Consider the following 17,042-nt stretch of genomic DNA (forward strand, 5'->3'; position numbering starts at 1 on the left):
GTTTTTGTGACCCCAAAAAGAAAACAGGATTTGTTCCTAAAAAACGAACCGTACAGGAAGTTTCCCGTACGGTTCGTTACGATGCCAAGGCCCATTATGCTTCAAGGGCAGCTTTGGCATGGTCTTCTTTGTCAAGTTCGGCGGCCAGGTCGTGGTCGGTCATAGCACAGACGGCAGAGTCGGACCAAACGTTTTCTGCTGTTTCGATCATGTCGATGATGGTGTAGATTGGCAGGATAATACCCATAATGCCAATGGGCGCACCGACGGAGGACATGAGGGACAAGGTGAGGAAGTAGCAGCCCATGGGGACACCGGCGTTGCCGACGGCGGCGAGGACAGCTACGAAGAGCCAGGCGATCATTTCACCGAGAGTCAGCTCCATACCACCGTTCTGCATGAGAAACAGGGACGTTACCAATATAAAGGCGGCGCAGCCGTTCATGTTGATCGTTGTACAGATAGGCAGGACGAAGCGGGATACCTGCGTGTGGACTTTGAGGTTCCGTTCAGCCGAAGCCAAGGTGACAGGCAGTGTGCCGGCAGAGCTCTTAGTGAAGAGGGCTACAGCTACGGCCGGGGCCATCTTACGGAAGACGTAGAGCGGGTTCATACCGCGGGCTGCCAGGAAGAGCGGAATGACGATAAAGAACTGGATCAGGTTGCCTGCTAGGACGACGAGGGTGTATTTGCCAATTGCGCCGACGATAACACCGGCTTCAATCTGGGCAGACAGCTGGGCTGCGAAGGCGAGAATGCCTACAGGCAGGATCCACAGGAGGGCGCGAATGAGTGTAAAGAGAACTTCCTGCAGGCCTTGAATGCCTTTGAGGAGTACGTCCCGGTTTTCCGTTTTTGGCATGAATGCCAGAGCCAAGCCAACAGCTGCGGCGATAAGCATGACGGAAAGGACGTTGCCCGACAAGAACGGCTGGAGGATGTTGTTCGGAATAACCGAAAGAAAATGGTCGTAATACGTGACCTTTTCGAGTTTCTGCGGTACAGCGGCTGTGCCCTGGTTGATCAGGTCCATAGGCAGGTTGCCCGGTGCAATCCAGAGATAGAGTGCCAGGCCGATAGCGGCAGCACAGATTGTCGTGAGCAGTGTGTACGTCACGGCGTGAGCAAAGATACGGCCCGTTTCTTTTTTAGCTCCCAGTGCGGATAAGGTTGTAATAACGGCAAGAGCGATGGTAGGAACAGCTATAAATTGGAATAAGCGCGTGAATACAGTGGCAATGAAGTCGAAGAGCTGATTCAGTGCCGGAATTCCCATCCATCCTAAAATAGCGCCGATGACCAGGGCCCCCATCCAAAGAGCGAACTGGCGGCTGTTTTTGTGGCCTTTGTTGCCGTGAATGATTTCACGGGCTTGTTCGCGAACCTGGTCTTGATTCACATCATTAGACATACGTAATACCTCTTCTCTTATAGCATGGTTTATTGGTACCCTAAATTGGTACACATTTGCTATAAGCCCTATTATAGGTACGACACCAGTCGCTGTCAACCGAAAATTTTACGGTATTGAGAATGGAAAAAGCCCAGAATTCCAGCGTTTATGCTAATCTATACCGCTTTTAGTATCTTTAAAATTTTCTTTTAATTTTCTTTTTAGAACTAAATTCTTTCACATGGTAAAAATAAATAGCGTTTTACTGTCATATTGTGGCAATAATAGTTCCGCCTTTGTGAAAATACGGAATATCATTCTACGATTGCTCCATATATGATTCGGAAAACGAATATTAAGTAGAACCTAAAAATACGAAAGAAAAGCCTGCCTTTGCGTAGACATGGCCAATCGTATAAAATCCCCTTACCGCAACGGCAAGGGGATATGCTTCATTTCAAATTGTTTTGGAAGAAACGGGCCAGTTTGTCGAAGGGAATGACATCCATCTTATAATAGAGGTCCGTATGAACGGCACCAGGAATGATGACGAGTTCCTTGTTCGTGCCCTTGAGACGCTTGTATATATCTTCGCTAAAGTAGCGGGAATGAGCTTTCTCTCCGTGAATGAGGAGCACCGGTGTTTCGATTTCTTCGGCATAGACCGTAATGGGCATGTTGGCAAAATCGAGGACCGAGCTCAGCGTAGCTCCTGTAGTCGAACCGAAGGAGCGGGGATGATAGCCCAGCTTCGTCTGGTAGTAGTCGTGGTAATCCTTGACGAATTGGGGCATATCGTCTGTCACCGTTGCCGGCACGCCACCGGCCATAGCATAGGTACCGTTTTTGTAGTCCGCCGTGCGCTGGGCACTGATCTGCTGGCGCAAGCCTTTGCGGTAGGCCTGAAGCTCAGCCGGCGTTTTGCCGTTGTCGAAATAGCCGTCGGCAATGACACGGCTCATGTCGTACATGGTAGATGTAGCCGTGGCTTTGATGCGCGGATCTGCTGCAGCGGCATTAATGGCAAAGCCGCCCCAGCCGCAAATACCGAGGATGCCGATTTGGTCAGGGTTGACATCTTTAGTATTAGAAAGGAAATCGACGGCTGCCAGGAAATCCTCTGTATTGATATCCGGTGACGATACGTTGCGCGGCGCACCACCCGATTCACCTGTAAAGGACGGGTCAAAGGCAATGGTCAGAAAACCACGGGCAGCCATTTCCTGGGCATAGCGGCCGGAAACCTGTTCCTTAACGGCGCCATAAGGCCCGGCAACGGCAATGGCGGCCAGCTTTTCGCCAGGCTTATGGGTCTTGGGTACATACATATCGGCTACAAGAGTAATACCGTAGCGGTTGTGGAAGGTTACCTTGTGGTGGCTAACACGAGTGTCTTCGGGAAAGGTCTTGTCCCAGGCATTCGAGAGCTTAGACGCATCGATTGTTTCGGGGACAGCTTTCGAAGGACCTGTCTGTGGTACTACGGATGTGACCGTCGTCGTACCGGAAGGCGTAGCGGCAAAACCGGTCAGGGAAAGGGCGGCTCCGCATGTGACGAGCAAGGCCAAGCGGGCTAAACGGGTATAGGTGTTCATAGAAATTTCCTCCTTCACTTTTTTCTAAAGGTAGTATATACTTAAACTTAACTTTAAGGTCAAGGTGTTTTTGCAGAAAGGGGAAATTTTCATGTCCTATACGATACAAGAGGTCTCCCGTATGACGGGTATTCCGACGACGACCCTGCGGTATTACGATAAAGAAGGCCTCTTGCCGTTTCTCGAACGGAAACCATCAGGCTACCGTGTCTTTCATGACATCGATATCGCTTCCTTACAAATCGTCGAATGCCTAAAGCGCACAGGTATGCCCATTGCCGATATCCGCACCTTTTCCCAGTGGGTTCTTGAAGGTGACACGACACTGGAAAAGCGCCTGGAAATGTTCCAAAAACGACGTGAAGCCGTACAGGCCCAAATCGCAGCACTCCAGGAATCACTGGATGTCATCGATTATAAATGCGAGTACTACAGCAAAGCTGTCGCAAAGGGAACGGAAAAAGGTATGCAAGGCAAGGATGAACTGCCGCACTATGGCGAATTCGTCTCCCACGCGGGCTAAGAGAGTATAAAAAACGGGTTAATTAGCAGTTTCTATAAACAGCGTATAATCATTTAATAAATACATGATTGTACGCTGTATTATTTTATTTGATAAACAAAATAATATCAGTTATAATAATAAAAGAAAACAAATGAGATGCTAACTTATATATAAAAGTGATTTCACAAAACCTGCCTACAAAGCGGAATAATTACGTTAAACAAGGGAATTTGCCTATCAAATGAACAGAAAAAGGCAGACGAATGGTGGTTTGTAAAGGGTTACCTGCGTAATTAGATTTATTTTAATCTCTAATGGATAAGAAAGAAGATGAGGAGAATGATTACTTCTAAAACGTATACCATTGAAACCCGGCTCAATCAAAGAGATAATGCCGTGTTAATCGAATATGTAAAAGAGTATCATATCCTCTATGGCAAGATGTTGCGTTTTACATGGCATCGGTATAACAATGGTGGCAGATTCTCTGTAAAGAAGAGCGCGTTTAATACCATTTTGCAAAACCGCTTTCATGTGAATAAGCGCCTGGCCAATTCAGTTATTTCAGAAGTGGAAGGGTTATATAAAGCCCTGTATCAACTAAAATGGTATGAGTTTAGTCAGCTGAGTCGTAAAATAAAAAAGCTTTACAAAAAGCGGAAGAAGCTTTGCGAAAAAGTAGCCGTATTAAAAGAAAAATCCCGAAATAATCAATTATCTCCTTCCACCTTGGCCTATTATCGCCAGCAGAAAGAAAAAATCTTTTATACCAATCAAAGGCTGAATAAGCTAAAGCAGAAACAAGACAATGTATTGAAAGAGATTCAAAGCAAGGATTTACATCTATGTTTTGGTTCAAAGAAACTGTTTCGGGCCCAATATCATCTGGCAGAAAACAAGCTGACAAGTCATACCATCTGGTTAGACCATTTTCGTAAGCAAAGAGATAACCGGTCTTTATACATTGGATCGAAAGACGAACGTCGCTGCAACCAGATAATACAATTAACACCCATGGTACACGCGGGCAAAGGGAATCGCTTCGCTATTCAGTTGCGAAAAAACACAAAAACCCGTGAATATGTTTACGGGACTTGTATTTTTACGTACCTGAGCGGGTTACTTGCCAAAACACTTGTTAAGCAAGACCACGGAATCAGCTACCGCATTGTCTTTCGTGGCAATGCCTGTTACCTGCAAGCCATGGTAACGCTTGACAGGGATACCGACGATTGTAACACGAGAAAGACCTATGGAACAATCGGTTTGGACTATAACGACGGGTTCATCGAATTGGCCGAAACCAATGACACGGGAAATCTCGTCAGTCTAAAACACTATCGGTTACAGTATCATGGTACGGGAAAGAAAGCAGAATCCGAAATCCGTGAAGTAATCTCTCATATTGGAAATTACGCAGTATCTGTAGGAAAAGACATCGTTATTGAAGAGTTAGACTTTCGTAAAGCAAAATCAGAAACAGCTACAGCCAAGTCTGATCAAGGTAAGGAATACAACAAAATGATTCATGCCTTTGACTATTCCAGGTACAAGAAAACGTTTGAAAATTGTTGTTATAGACGAAAGGTTCATTTAATTCAAATCAATCCTGCTTACACAAGCAAGATTGCCAAACAAAAATATTGCGACAGAAAGAAATTGACGATTCACCAGGGAGCAAGCTATGTCATTGCCCGTAAAGGGCAAGGGTTTGTTGATAAAAATATAAAGCAAAAGAAATCCGCATAACCAAACACTCCCGTTAAGAAAGAACTACTTCCAAGAGATGGTAGTCCTTGTACTTAACGGGAGCTTAAAACAGACACCTACGATCCTATTTTGTTGTGACACTTAGCAATAAGAGAAACTAAATATGATTGTCGGAAAACCATGAGCGTACCGTAATGCTCGAAATCATCAGGACGTTGTCTACCCTATTTTGTATGATTTTATTTTACGGTACGCCAGGATCGCTACAGCCTGGGTACCCTTTTTTCATTAATCGTGGAGACAAAAGATTCCTAAAAGGCAAAAGGCAATACCTGCCATTTCCCGCAGGGACAGGTGTTCCTTGTAAAAGGCTACGCCAATGACGACCAAGAGGATCGCCACGGTGACGTTCAGGAAGAGCGAGGCAATGCTGATTTTCCAGCCGGCCCAGTAGAGGAAAATGTAGCCTGCCTCGATGACTACGAGCGCTACGCCCCAAGCCGGGCTGGTCCAGTTCAGGTCGCCCAGGTCGTGACTTAGGGACGGCTGGCCTATAGCCAGATAGAGCAGGGCACAGATGAGGAAGCTGACGCCATAGGTGACGCTCAGAGAGAGAAAGGGCGATGCCGCAGCCGGTGTCGATTTGGCAATGATGTGATAGCCTACGTTACCGATGACGATGGCGAAAAAAGAGAGCCAAAAGGTCAGACTCATGGCAGGGTCAGCTCCTTTTCCATATGGATGTGCGGGCAGTACTCGTCGAGATATTCGTCGCCACTGGCCGTATAGCCTAAGGCTTCATAAAAGGGGCGTACGCGCACTTGGGCGGAAAGCTCTACACGGCTGCCGCCGTGCGTGCGGACAAAATCCTCCATGGCAGTCATGATGCGGTTGCCTAAGTGACAGCCCCGGCGGATCTTGCGTACAGCCAGGCGTCCCATGACATAGGTTTGCGGCCGTTCACCCGGAAAAATGCGGCAGCAGCCTACAGGCGTGTTGCCATCCCAGAGGACGACGTGCCACGCCGTCGGGTCGATGTCGTCGAACTCGACCTCAAAGCCCTGTTCCTGGACAAATACTTCCTGACGAATGGTTTTGGCTGCCTCAGGCAGTCCTTGCTGAATCGTTACGTTCATGAGCTTCTCCTCCTTGAAAAAAAGAGGTGCCAAAACCCATCTTATGACCTGCGAGCAGGCTGACCTACGACGGATTTCGACACCTCAACCCCCTATCCGGTGATAGACGAAGTGTATATATATTAAATTTACTGGCATATTGTAGCATAAAAATATTTCCTCGTCAATGCCTTTTTTTCTGTGCTATACTAATAGCCGAGGAGATGATAAAACTATGTACATACGAACTGCAACGATAGATGATACAGCCAGCGTCGCCGCCGTAGAAGCGGCCTGTTTTCCTGCCGCAGAAGCAGCAACAGCAGATATTATGGCCCAGCGCCTGGCTGCCTACGGGGATCACTTTTGGCTTCTTTTTGAGGGAGATACGTTGATTTCCTTTGTCGATGGCCTGGTTACGGATCAAAAAGACCTGACAGACGACCTGTACGCCGACGCTACAGCGCATGACCCGCACGGCGCCTGGCAGATGATCTTTGGCGTCAATACCCTGCCGGCCTATCGCAAGCACGGCTACGCCGGCCAGCTCTTACACGCCGCCATCGATACAGCCCGTAAAGAAGGCCGCAAGGGCCTGGTTCTGACCTGTAAGGATCGCCTCGTCCATTACTATGCCTCCTTTGGCTTTGTAAACGAAGGACTCAGCACGTCCGAACACGGTGGCGCCGTATGGTACCAAATGCGGCTCACATTCTAAAAAAATCACGAAAAATGAGGTAATCCCGGTTGCGAGGATTGCCTTATTTTTTTCTGATTCTTTACTTATTTAATCTTATATTTTTACGTAATCTTTGCTATACTATATGGGTATACAACATAACGGAGGTAATTGCTATGAAGAAAAAAGTACTGATTATGGGAACGAGCCCGCGCGTAGGCGGCAATTCCAATGCCTTGGCCATGGCTTTTGAAGACGGTGCCGTTGAAGCTGGCCACGATGTAGAACGAGTAACCCTGGCAGGGAAGAAGATTTCCTTCTGTACAGGCTGCTGGAAGTGTCTCGATACGCAGCGCTGTGTTATCCACGACGATGCCGACGAAATCGTACAAAAGATGAAGGATGCCGACGTCCTCGTCTTTGCTACACCGATTTATTACTATGAAATGTCCGGCCAGATGAAGGTCCTTTTGGACCGGGCCAATGCCTTATATAAAGCAGATTATAAGTACCGTGAAGTCTATTTGCTCACGACGGCAGAAGACGATAAACCGGCGACGCCTGTCAATGCAGAAAACGGCCTTAAAGGCTGGGTTTCCTGCTTCCCGAAGGCCAAATTTATGGAAACGGTCTTTGCCGGCAACTGTCTCGATATCGGGGCCATTAAAGGCCACAAAGCCCTTCACGAAGCGAAAGAATTGGGCCTGCACGTATAATCTAAATGAAAGAGCAGTGGAAGAGATCTTACGAGGTCTCTTCTTTTTTTTTAAAAAATATATTGTAACTATTTACATTACAACAGAACTATGCTACACTAACGATGTAATCAATAAAATTACATCAATTCAGGAGGCATATACTATGAACAAAGTCGTAGCATTCTTACAAGCAAATCCCGTACAATACCTGGCCACCGTAGGCCGTGATGGCAAAGCTAAAGTCCGCCCTTTCATGTTCAGTGTCGAACAGGACGGCAAGCTTTGGTTCTGCACGAATAATCAGAAGGAAGTCTACAAGGATATGCAGGTCAATCCTTATGTTGAGCTTACTGTCTCTTCGCCGGAATATGCCTGGATCCGCCTTTCCGGCAAGGCTGTTTTTGAAAACAACCACGCCATCAAGGAAGCGTGCCTGGAAAATCCCATCGTCAAAAGCCAGTACCAGACAGCAGACAACCCGATTTTTGAAGTCTTTTACCTGGCCGACGCGCACGGCGTCATTGCTGACTTCTCCGGCCAGCCGCCGTATACGTTCTAATGAGACCAGGTGTGCTATACTGAGGAAAAAGGAGGCGTGGCAATGACACAGGATGAACGAAGACTATACCTGCTCAAGGTATTGCTGGCTGAACGGCCGGAATACAGCTCTCTAACCATTCCGTCCCGGGCAGAGGAGCAAAAAATACTCCTGCGCGGCCTTATGAATATACGGCCGGCTGCAGTAATCAGTAATGATTTTTTGGCCGTCCAGGACGCGTATCTTCAAGAAGCCTTAATGGAAAAAGGAATAACTACACTAGATGAACTGACGCCTTTAGCCGATGGCAATCTGTACCTCTGGCAAGGGGATATTACGACCCTTCAGTGCGACGCTATCGTCAATGCCGCCAACAGCGGTATGACCGGTTGCTACGTGCCCAATCACCATTGTATCGATAACGCCATCCACACCTATGCCGGCGTACAGCTGCGCCTGGCCTGTGACGCCCTCATGCAGGCTCAGGGCCATGCCGAAGAAACGGGCCGGGCCAAGCTCACAAAGGCTTACAATTTGCCATGCCGCTACGTATTGCACACTGTAGGGCCAATCGTAGAAGGGCCTCTGACGGATGCCGACCGGGAAGCTCTGGCTGCGTCATACACGGCCTGTCTTACACTGGCAACCCAAAAGAACCTGGAAAGCGTTGCTTTTTGCTGCATTTCTACTGGTGTCTTCCATTTTCCTCCTGATGCGGCCGCTGCCGTCGCTATAGGGACAGTGCGCCAGTTTCTCCAAAGGGATACATCCGTAAAGAAGGTGATCTTCAATGTATTCAAAGACCAAGACTACATCATCTATAGAAACTTGCTCCGGCGAGCTTGACGCACTGAAGCAAGCTCTCAGCCAGGCCGATGCCGTCGTCGTCGGTGCCGGTTCAGGCCTGTCGACAGCCGCGGGCTATACCTATACGGGTGAACGCTTTGAAAAGCTCTTTCCCGATTTTATAAGCGCCTATGGCTTTACGGATATGTATAGTGCCGGCTTTTATCCCTACACGACACCAGAGGAGCACTGGGCTTTTTGGAGCCGCTATATATACTGGAACCGCTACGTGCCCATGCCAACGACTCTTTATGCAGACCTGTGCCAGGTCCTGGAAAAGAAGGACTACTTCGTCATAACGACAAACGTCGACCACTGTTTCCAGCGGGCTGGCTTTGACAAATCCCGTCTCTTTTATACGCAGGGCGACTATGGCCTTTGGCAGTGCAGCGTCCCTTGTCATGCTGAGACCTATGACAACGAAGCCATTGTCAAGGAAATGGTAGCCCAACAAGCTGACCGCAAGGTGCCAGCCGGGCTCATTCCGCACTGCCCGAAATGCGGCGCACCTATGACCATGAACCTGCGTAGTGACGACACCTTTGTCCAGGACGCAGGCTGGTACGCCGCGGCGGAGCGGTACGACTACTTCGTCCAAGCCCATCAGAAAGGACACGTGCTATACCTCGAACTCGGCGTAGGCTATAACACGCCGGGCATCATTAAGTATCCCTTTTGGCAAAAGACCTTCAGCAATGGAGACGCCCTCTACGCCTGTGTCAATGCCGGACAGGTTGCTGTGCCTAAGGAAATTGCCGGCCGCTCCCTTTGTATCCAAGCAGACTTGGCGGACGTCGTGCGTACCCTGGGACAGGCATAAAGCAGATTTTACAAAAGCTCTCAGCAAATGCGTGAGAGCTTTTTGCCGTCAGGACCTGCTGTGAAATGGCGTTGCCAAATTCCCATGGAGAAAAGAAAAAAGGGGAAATACGCAGCCTGACGTTCAATCTGTCTGACCGGTGTCGTGAAAGATCTGCTGGACTTGCTGTCCCAGAGAGCTTACGTTTTTTTGCTATACCTGTTTCTGTTGACATTATATGGTCCAGATCATACAATAAAATAAATTTCAATACCATTGTATGAGACCGGTATAAGGGGAGGGAAAACGATGATCTTACGAAACGCACGGGCAGATGAAGCCCATAAAGCATATCAGTGTATTGAAGATGCAAGAAGCTATCACAAATCACTGGGCTTTGTGCAGTGGTATCCCGGATATCCTACGGTTCAAACCATTCAAGAGGATATCGAAGCAGGCATAGGCTATGTATTCGAAGCTGATGATGTATATGGATATTGTTGTATCGTCATAGGCGATGAACCGGCCTATCATGTCATTGAAGGTGCGTGGAAAACAGACAAACCATACGCTGTAGTGCATCGGATGGCATTTTCTCAGAAAAGCAGAGGAAAAGGGTTATCACGCCAGGCCTTTGCGTTGATAAAAAAATTCTGCACGGAACATGGCGTTGAAGCTATTCGCATCGATACGCAAGAGGAAAACAAAGTAATGCAGCACGTTCTTGAACGTGAAGGATTTGCATACTGCGGCCTGATTACGTTTAATGGCGGGCCAAAGCTTGCCTATGAATGGGACAGCTAAGGCAAACGCCTTCTTCCATCTGTAGGCAGAAGTACATGGCAGAAAAAAATATACACAAAAAAAGCTCTCAGCAAACATGAGAGCTTTTTTGTGGTGTCTAGGTCTTAAAGAACAGAGCCGAAGTTGATTTCTGTAATGATACCCTGACCATTGACGTTGAAAGACAGGGTTTGGCCCGTTGTGGGAAATGCATAGACGTACGATGTCAGGCCCATCCCTTGGCTTACCGTACTGGCTTCACCAAAACGGGAAAGTACCTGGCTGTACGATTGGCCTACGGCAATACCCGAAGGAGTAGAGAGGTTGTTATCCTTCATGATAAAGCCCATGACAGGATAATCTGCTTCAGGCCGTGCATCGGAAAGGGGCACGCGGCCAATGACATGAAAGCCGCCCCAGTCGTACGAAACGATGTGGACGCTGTCGCCATCCCAGCGTTCTACCTTTGTGGGAGCACCGTAAATTTGTGTGGCGTAGCCAATGGTGCAAGTAGAGCCAATACCGCCCATGCACAATTCGGCTTGCGTCATTGTGTGGGCAAATACAGGCAGGGAAAGGGCTGCAAAGAGGGCCGTGCCTGCCATAAGGCGCAGAATAGGGAACTTCATAGGAGCCTCCTTTCGGAAATGACAAACGTGGCAGATAGGCTAAGACCGTTATTTTTGTAAAAGCGACAGCTTGTAATCGAGACGTTCTAAGGCTGTCTGCATTTGTTCCATCCGTTCGGTCAGGCGCTGCCGTTCTGCCAGGAGAATGTTCCTGCGGGCGTCTTTCGTCGCGTCGCCCTGTGGGTAGAGCTTCATATATTCTATGAGACCTTCAATGGATACGCCGGCGTCGCGCATGCATTTGATAAAGGCGATGTTATTCATGTTTTCGTCCGTATAGTCGCGGATGCCGTTTTTATCGCGGCCTACGTCGTGAATGAGGCCAATCCGTTCGTAATAGCGCAGTGTATCTGCCGAAAGGCCGGAAACGGCGCTCACTTCTTTTATTTTCATAATTTCGTCTCCTCCTTTTCTATAGTATAACGGATTGGCCCTAAAACCTGCAAGTTTTCGTTTCCTATTAGCGGATGGTATGGTACAATATGTTCGTATCATTAGGAGGAACTAACCATGACCATCCACGCAGTGAGAGACTGGTTCAACCAGCTGCCGGCCAGGAAAAAAGGCGTCGTCGTGACGGCGCTTCTTTGTGTGCTCATTACGATTGGCTACGTGCCGCAGCGCAATCCCTACGTCCTGCAGCCGTCAGATTTCAAGGAAGCCCAGGCGGCAGCCCGGCCGGAGCTGGAACAGCTGGCCCGCAATATACCCTTAGTGACGGCTGATGGCCAGACTGTAGCCATACGCAAGCTCTATAATGAAAAGCCCGTCTTCGTCTATTTTTGGCTCACCTGGAGTGATACGGCCCAGGCGGAATTGCCAATCCTGGAGGACCTGTATAAAACCTACGGCCAAGACGTGGATTTCCTCGTTGTCTGTCTGGACCGGGATGCCCATACACGCCAGAAAATTGCAGCAGACTGGTCCTATACGATGCCCTTATATTTTGCCAGCATGGACAGTGCCGATACGTACAACGTCTACAGCGTTCCCATGTATTACATCATTCACCAAGGTGGTAAAATCCTGGATATCCATAAGGGCGGTTTCAATACGCGGCGGTTGTCCTATTCCTTAGAGGAGGTTAAGAAAAATTGAATATTGCAGTCTATTGTGGCTCTGCTGTAGGCAAGGATCCGGCCTACGCCAGGGCAGCACAAGCCTTAGGTACGTGGCTGGCTGAAGCTGGTCATACCTTGATTTACGGTGGTGGCCGGACCGGCCTGATGGGCGTCGTCGCCGATGCCGTATTGCGCAGTGGCGGCCAGGCCATAGGCATTGTGCCGGAATTTCTCATCAGTATCGAAGGTACCCACCGGGGCCTGACGCGGCTGGAAATAGTGCAGACCATGGCCGAACGGAAGGCGCGCATGCTCAGCCTGGCCGATGCCTGCATTGCCCTGCCTGGCGGTCCGGGAACGCTGGAAGAAATTTCCGAAGTCATTTCTCACGGCCGTTTAAAGCAGCACGACAAGGCGGCCCTGATCTATAATGTCAACGGCTATTATGATCCCTTAGCAGCCTTTTTTGATAGCATGATCCGCCAGGCCTTTGTCCGGGCCGGCGAAGGAGCCTTTGTCCATATCGTTACGAATCTCGAAGAAATCAAGGAGGTGCTGGCATGAGACCAATCGTCATTGCCTCAGATATACACGGCTCGTCCTTTTACTGCCGTAAGCTCATCGATGCCATCCACCGGGAAGACGCCCGGCGTGTTTTCCTCTTAGGTGATATTTTGTATCACGGTCCGCGCAATGAACTGCCCAAGGATTATAACCCTAAAGCGGTCATTGCTATGCTCAACGGCCTGGTGACGCCAGTTTACGGCGTACGGGGCAATTGTGACGCCGAAGTGGACCAGATGGTCCTCAATTTTCCTATCATGTCGGAATCGTGCTGGATTGACTGCGGCTGGCGCATGATTTTTGCGACCCACGGCCATATTTATAATGAGAACCATTTGCCGCCCTTGTCGCCAGGCGATATCTTGCTCCACGGCCATACGCACGTGCCGGCGTGGAAGCTTTTAGGTGACGATTCTTACTATGTCAATCCCGGCTCGGTTTCCCTGCCTAAGGAAGACTCGCCGCACAGCTATATGACCTTACAGGACGGCAAGCTCATGTGGAAAGACCTGGATGGTACCTTGTTCCATACGATGAACGTGTAAAAAAAGAACGGTCAGGACTGTATATCCTGCCGTTCTTTTTTTATGCCCGCAAGGTGCGGATAAGGCGGAAGACCTGTTCCGCTGTGTTGGTCATGTTTTTGTACGCTTCGTCACTGTTCATGGCTTCTTCGAGGGACATGGCCCTGTCGGGAATGGGGAAGAAGGCATCGATGCCGGCTGTATTGCACTGGCGCGCATCTTCGCTGACGCAGCCTGCAAAGGCGAGGACTGTGGCACCGTATTTCTTGCCTAGCTTGGCCACACCGATGGGGGCTTTGCCCATGGCGGTTTGCCGGTCCAGGCGGCCTTCACCGGTAATGACGACGTCAGCGTCCTGTACTTCGGCATCGAGATTGATTTCATCGAGGATGATCTGAATGCCCGACTGCAGCTGGCCGTGCAAGTAGGCCAGGAAGGCAAAGCCTAAGCCGCCGGCTGCACCGGCGCCGGGAACGTGAGCCCAGTCGTGACCGCAGTAGCGGGCCGTTACGCCGGCAAAGGAACGGGCTGCCGCGTCGAGACGGGCGACGATTTCAGGAGTAGCTCCTTTTTGCGGGCCATAAATGGCCGGTGCACCTAAGTCGCCGTAGAGGGGATTGTTGACGTCACAGGCAATGCGGAATTCACAGTCAGCAAGCTCCGGCAGAACGTGGCTGTCGTCGACAGAGACGATGCGTTCTACGTCGATGCCGTTTGGACCTACGGGCTGGCCGTCAGCATCGCAGAAGACATAGCCCAAGGCTTGGAGCATGCCCAAACCACAGTCGCTCGTAGCGCTGCCACCGATACCGATGATGAATTTACGGATGCCGTCGCTAATGGCTTGGGCAATGACCTGGCCGACGCCATAGGTCGTCGTGTAGAGGGGATTGCGCAAGTGGGCCGGTACCTGGTTGAGACCTGCTGCTTCGGCCATTTCCAAAATGGCCTTGCCTTCGTGGGCAATGATACCGTATTTACAGGTTACGTCGTCGGTCAATGGGCCGTGTACGCGGAGAACCTTCTTTTCTCCGTGCAACCCTTCGATGAGGGCGTCGACTGTGCCTTCGCCGCCGTCAGCTAGGGGACGGACGACGACCGTGTCCTGCGGGCAAGCCCGTAGAATACCTTCTTTAATGGCCGTCCCGGCTTCGTACGAGCTGAGACTGCCCTTGAGAGAATCTATAGCGATGACTATTTTCATGATATTTCTCCTCGTGCAGAAAATATATATACAGCAGAAATTTTCAGATTCGCTCATCAGTCTATCACAAACGGACGGGCAATTCCAGTGTCAAAGCCCTATCTGCAGGGGATTTAGGAAAATTTTACAAAGGCCCGCAGGCGGCCTGTTTCCGGGTATAGCACAGACGTATATTCTTGCACGTCAGAGGCATATATAGTATAATATATATTTGTCAACATATATTTTTTAGCTAGCCCGTATCATTAGGAGCGGGATCTGCGAAGGGGGATCTCTGGAATGGCAGACAAGAAAATGTATGAATTAGGGGCCGTGCGTTCCAAATTCAGTGAATTATTTGAATATGGTCAGGAACAGGCGAAGAAAATCGGTGCAGAAAACGTATACGATTTCAGCCTGGGCAATCCGTCCATTCCTGCACCGGACTGTGTCAAAGAAGCCATCTTTGATATGTACAATACATTGTCCTCAAAAGAATTGCACAGCTACACCAATGCCCGGGGGCTCCTGGAAGTACGGCAGTACCTGGCAGACTATATGAACGAAACGTATAACGCCGGCGTCGGTGCCGACAATTTCCATATTACGGTCAGCTCGTCGGCTTCCCTGGCAGTCCTCATCCGGGCGCTCCAGGAAGATACGTCGGACGAATTCATCGTCGTCGCACCGTTTTACCCGGAATACCGCGTTTTCATCGAACCGATCGGCTCGAAATGCGTCGTCGTACCGCCTGATACGGAACACTTCCAGCTTTCCATTGAAGGCGTAGAACAGGCCATTACGCCGCACACACGGGCCATCATTATCAACACGCCGAACAACCCGTCCGGTGCCGTTTATTCAGAAGAAACGATCAAAGAGCTGGCAGCCTTGCTCACGCGCAAGTCGGCTGAAATCGGTCATCCGATTTTCCTCATTTCCGATGAACCGTACCGCGAAGTCATTTATGACAATCTGCCTATTCTCTATATTCCGCACTACTACGACAATACGATCGTCACTTATTCGTACAGCAAATCCCTGAGCCTGCCGGGTGAACGTATTGGTTACATCCTCGTCCCGCCTGCTGTCGACGATTGGCAGTATCTCATGACGGCCATTTTGGGCGCTGCCCGCATGTATGGCTACGTCTGCGCGCCGAGCACATTCCAGCGTGTCATCGCCGCTGTTCACGGTGCTACTGGAGATATTAGCGAATACGATAAGAACCGTCACCTCATTTACGACAACCTGACGCGTATGGGCTACGACTGCGTCTATCCGTCCGGTGCCTTCTATCTCTTCGTCAAGGCTCCCGATGGCGACTCCATCCAGTTCATGGAAAATGCGAAGAAATTGAACATCCTCATCGTCGCTGCCGACGAATTTGCCTGCCCGGGTTATGCCCGTATTTCCTACTGCGTCGACAGCGACATGATTGTCCGTTCCCTGCCGGCCTTTGAAAAACTCCTGGCTATGTACAAATAGGGGAGGCACGTCATGACAGATGTGATCATTATCGGCTCCGGTCCGGCCGGTGTCTCGGCAGCCCTCTATGCCGCCCGTGCCGGCCGTTCGGTCCGGGTCGTGTCCCAAGGCACAGGCGCCTTAGAAAAGGCAGAAAAGATCGAAAATTACTACGGCTTTGCCGAACCGGTCAGTGGCAAAGACCTGGCCGCACAAGGCATAGCCGGGGCACGCCGGCTGGGCGTCGAGTTTATGACGGCAGAGGTCGTCTGGCTTGGCCTGGACGATACGCTGACTCATTATATTGTAGAAACGCCGACGGAAAAACTCGCAGCGAAAAGCGTCATCATGGCTACAGGTGCAACGCGCCAGAGTGCGCCTGTACCGGGCCTGGCGCCGCTCGAAGGGCATGGCGTCAGCTATTGTGCCATTTGCGATGCCTTCTTTTACCGTAAGAAGGCAGTAGCTGTCCTCGGTGCCGGCGCATACGCCGTACACGAAGCAGAAATCCTGACCCGCACGTCTGCGTCGGTAACGCTTTGTACGGATGGGGCAGAACCGGAAGTGTCCGTACCGGAGGGCATTCGCGTCGAAACAGGCCGCGTTGCCGCCATTACAGGTACAGATAAGGTCAGTGCCGTCCACTTTGCTGACGGCAGCGATTTGCCTGTCGCCGGTGTCTTTGTCGCGTACGGTGTGGCCGGCAGTGCCGACCTGGCCCGCAAGGTGGGCCTGCCCTTGGTGGGCAACGCCATTCAGGTTCAGGACGATATGTCTACAGCCATGCCGGGCCTTTTTGCCGCCGGCGATGCAACCGGTGGCCTCCTGCAGATTGCCAAGGCCGTCTACGAAGGCGCCAAGGCAGGACTAAGTGCTGCCATATATGTACAGAAGAAAAAGGGGCTGTGAAATAACGCCCCTATAAAAACGAATGAGGATCACTGGCTCGAAAG

At 50.1% G+C, this 17,042-nt stretch carries 20 protein-coding genes; 13 read left to right on the forward strand and 7 right to left on the reverse strand.

Going from position 1 to position 17,042, the window contains the following annotated elements; all coding sequences use genetic code 11:
• Positions 1 to 94: 94 nt before the first annotated feature.
• Entirely contained in the window at positions 95 to 1,411 is a 1,317-nt protein-coding gene (locus PGX44_RS06515; RefSeq protein ID WP_498854712.1) for a dicarboxylate/amino acid:cation symporter, read from the reverse strand.
• A gap of 434 nt (positions 1,412 to 1,845) precedes the next feature.
• Positions 1,846 to 2,988: an alpha/beta hydrolase gene (locus PGX44_RS06520; RefSeq protein ID WP_498854713.1), complete on the reverse strand. Its 1,143-nt coding sequence runs from the start codon at positions 2,986 to 2,988 to the stop codon at positions 1,846 to 1,848.
• Positions 2,989 to 3,079: 91 nt separating this feature from the next.
• Between PGX44_RS06520 and PGX44_RS06525 the strand changes: the two genes are divergently transcribed.
• Complete coding sequence (locus tag PGX44_RS06525; RefSeq protein WP_186504281.1) at positions 3,080 to 3,511, forward strand: MerR family transcriptional regulator; 432 nt, start codon at positions 3,080 to 3,082, stop codon at positions 3,509 to 3,511.
• Positions 3,512 to 3,832: 321 nt separating this feature from the next.
• Positions 3,833 to 5,242 (forward strand): transposase family protein, encoded by a 1,410-nt coding sequence (locus PGX44_RS06530; RefSeq protein WP_498854714.1) that lies wholly within the window; start codon positions 3,833 to 3,835, stop codon positions 5,240 to 5,242.
• A gap of 249 nt (positions 5,243 to 5,491) precedes the next feature.
• Here PGX44_RS06530 and PGX44_RS06535 read toward each other — a convergent pair whose 3' ends face one another.
• The gene (locus PGX44_RS06535) at positions 5,492 to 5,917 is read right to left on the reverse strand and encodes a hypothetical protein (RefSeq protein ID WP_498854715.1); all 426 of its coding nucleotides are present in this window, start codon (positions 5,915 to 5,917) and stop codon (positions 5,492 to 5,494) included.
• A complete protein-coding gene (locus PGX44_RS06540; RefSeq protein ID WP_498854716.1) occupies positions 5,914 to 6,339 on the reverse strand; it encodes a GNAT family N-acetyltransferase in 426 nt (141 codons plus the stop codon). The genes PGX44_RS06535 and PGX44_RS06540 overlap by 4 nt, the downstream gene beginning before the upstream one ends.
• A gap of 214 nt (positions 6,340 to 6,553) precedes the next feature.
• On the opposite strand from PGX44_RS06540, the gene PGX44_RS06545 reads away from it, so the two are divergent.
• The 6 genes from PGX44_RS06545 to PGX44_RS06570 all read left to right on the forward strand — a co-directional run bounded on the left by PGX44_RS06545 (position 6,554) and on the right by PGX44_RS06570 (position 10,682).
• Positions 6,554 to 7,036, forward strand: coding sequence for a GNAT family N-acetyltransferase (locus PGX44_RS06545; RefSeq protein ID WP_498854717.1), 483 nt, complete (start codon positions 6,554 to 6,556; stop codon positions 7,034 to 7,036).
• Between the two features lie 137 nt (positions 7,037 to 7,173).
• Positions 7,174 to 7,713: a flavodoxin family protein gene (locus tag PGX44_RS06550; RefSeq protein WP_498854718.1), complete on the forward strand. Its 540-nt coding sequence runs from the start codon at positions 7,174 to 7,176 to the stop codon at positions 7,711 to 7,713.
• A 145-nt stretch (positions 7,714 to 7,858) separates the two neighbouring features.
• Positions 7,859 to 8,254: a pyridoxamine 5'-phosphate oxidase family protein gene (locus PGX44_RS06555; protein ID WP_498854719.1), complete on the forward strand. Its 396-nt coding sequence runs from the start codon at positions 7,859 to 7,861 to the stop codon at positions 8,252 to 8,254.
• Positions 8,255 to 8,296: 42 nt separating this feature from the next.
• A complete protein-coding gene (locus PGX44_RS06560; RefSeq protein ID WP_498854720.1) occupies positions 8,297 to 9,079 on the forward strand; it encodes a protein-ADP-ribose hydrolase in 783 nt (260 codons plus the stop codon).
• Positions 9,024 to 9,899: an SIR2 family NAD-dependent protein deacylase gene (locus PGX44_RS06565; protein ID WP_498854721.1), complete on the forward strand. Its 876-nt coding sequence runs from the start codon at positions 9,024 to 9,026 to the stop codon at positions 9,897 to 9,899. The genes PGX44_RS06560 and PGX44_RS06565 overlap by 56 nt, the downstream gene beginning before the upstream one ends.
• Positions 9,900 to 10,187: 288 nt before the next feature.
• A complete protein-coding gene (locus tag PGX44_RS06570) occupies positions 10,188 to 10,682 on the forward strand; it encodes a GNAT family N-acetyltransferase (protein ID WP_498854722.1) in 495 nt (164 codons plus the stop codon).
• Between the two features lie 104 nt (positions 10,683 to 10,786).
• Here PGX44_RS06570 and PGX44_RS06575 read toward each other — a convergent pair whose 3' ends face one another.
• Together PGX44_RS06575 and PGX44_RS06580 are read right to left on the reverse strand one after the other, a co-directional pair.
• The gene (locus PGX44_RS06575) at positions 10,787 to 11,290 is read right to left on the reverse strand and encodes a hypothetical protein (RefSeq protein ID WP_498854723.1); all 504 of its coding nucleotides are present in this window, start codon (positions 11,288 to 11,290) and stop codon (positions 10,787 to 10,789) included.
• A 48-nt stretch (positions 11,291 to 11,338) separates the two neighbouring features.
• Positions 11,339 to 11,683, reverse strand: coding sequence for a MerR family transcriptional regulator (locus PGX44_RS06580; protein ID WP_186504271.1), 345 nt, complete (start codon positions 11,681 to 11,683; stop codon positions 11,339 to 11,341).
• 117 nt (positions 11,684 to 11,800) lie between these two features.
• On the opposite strand from PGX44_RS06580, the gene PGX44_RS06585 reads away from it, so the two are divergent.
• The 3 genes from PGX44_RS06585 to yfcE are packed head-to-tail and all read left to right on the forward strand — an operon-like array spanning position 11,801 to position 13,460.
• Positions 11,801 to 12,388: a TlpA family protein disulfide reductase gene (locus PGX44_RS06585; protein ID WP_498854724.1), complete on the forward strand. Its 588-nt coding sequence runs from the start codon at positions 11,801 to 11,803 to the stop codon at positions 12,386 to 12,388.
• Positions 12,385 to 12,915 carry an LOG family protein gene (locus tag PGX44_RS06590; protein ID WP_498854725.1) on the forward strand — a complete coding sequence of 177 codons (531 nt, stop codon included), beginning with the start codon at positions 12,385 to 12,387 and terminating at the stop codon, positions 12,913 to 12,915. Before PGX44_RS06585 ends, PGX44_RS06590 begins: the two co-directional genes overlap by 4 nt.
• Entirely contained in the window at positions 12,912 to 13,460 is a 549-nt protein-coding gene (gene yfcE / locus PGX44_RS06595; RefSeq protein WP_498854726.1) for a phosphodiesterase, read from the forward strand. The genes PGX44_RS06590 and yfcE overlap by 4 nt, the downstream gene beginning before the upstream one ends.
• A 40-nt stretch (positions 13,461 to 13,500) precedes the next feature.
• On the opposite strand, the gene PGX44_RS06600 is transcribed toward yfcE, so the two are convergent.
• Complete coding sequence (locus tag PGX44_RS06600) at positions 13,501 to 14,643, reverse strand: glycerate kinase family protein (protein WP_498854727.1); 1,143 nt, start codon at positions 14,641 to 14,643, stop codon at positions 13,501 to 13,503.
• Between the two features lie 279 nt (positions 14,644 to 14,922).
• On the opposite strand from PGX44_RS06600, the gene PGX44_RS06605 reads away from it, so the two are divergent.
• Both PGX44_RS06605 and PGX44_RS06610 read left to right on the forward strand, forming a co-directional pair.
• Positions 14,923 to 16,110 carry a pyridoxal phosphate-dependent aminotransferase gene (locus tag PGX44_RS06605; RefSeq protein ID WP_186504267.1) on the forward strand — a complete coding sequence of 396 codons (1,188 nt, stop codon included), beginning with the start codon at positions 14,923 to 14,925 and terminating at the stop codon, positions 16,108 to 16,110.
• Positions 16,111 to 16,122: 12 nt separating this feature from the next.
• Positions 16,123 to 16,998 (forward strand): NAD(P)/FAD-dependent oxidoreductase, encoded by an 876-nt coding sequence (locus PGX44_RS06610; protein WP_498854728.1) that lies wholly within the window; start codon positions 16,123 to 16,125, stop codon positions 16,996 to 16,998.
• Positions 16,999 to 17,042: the final 44 nt, after the last annotated feature.

It is taken from the genome of Caecibacter sp. AF58-12pH5A (assembly GCF_027681725.1).
GTDB lineage: Bacteria > Bacillota > Negativicutes > Veillonellales > Megasphaeraceae > Megasphaera > Megasphaera hominis.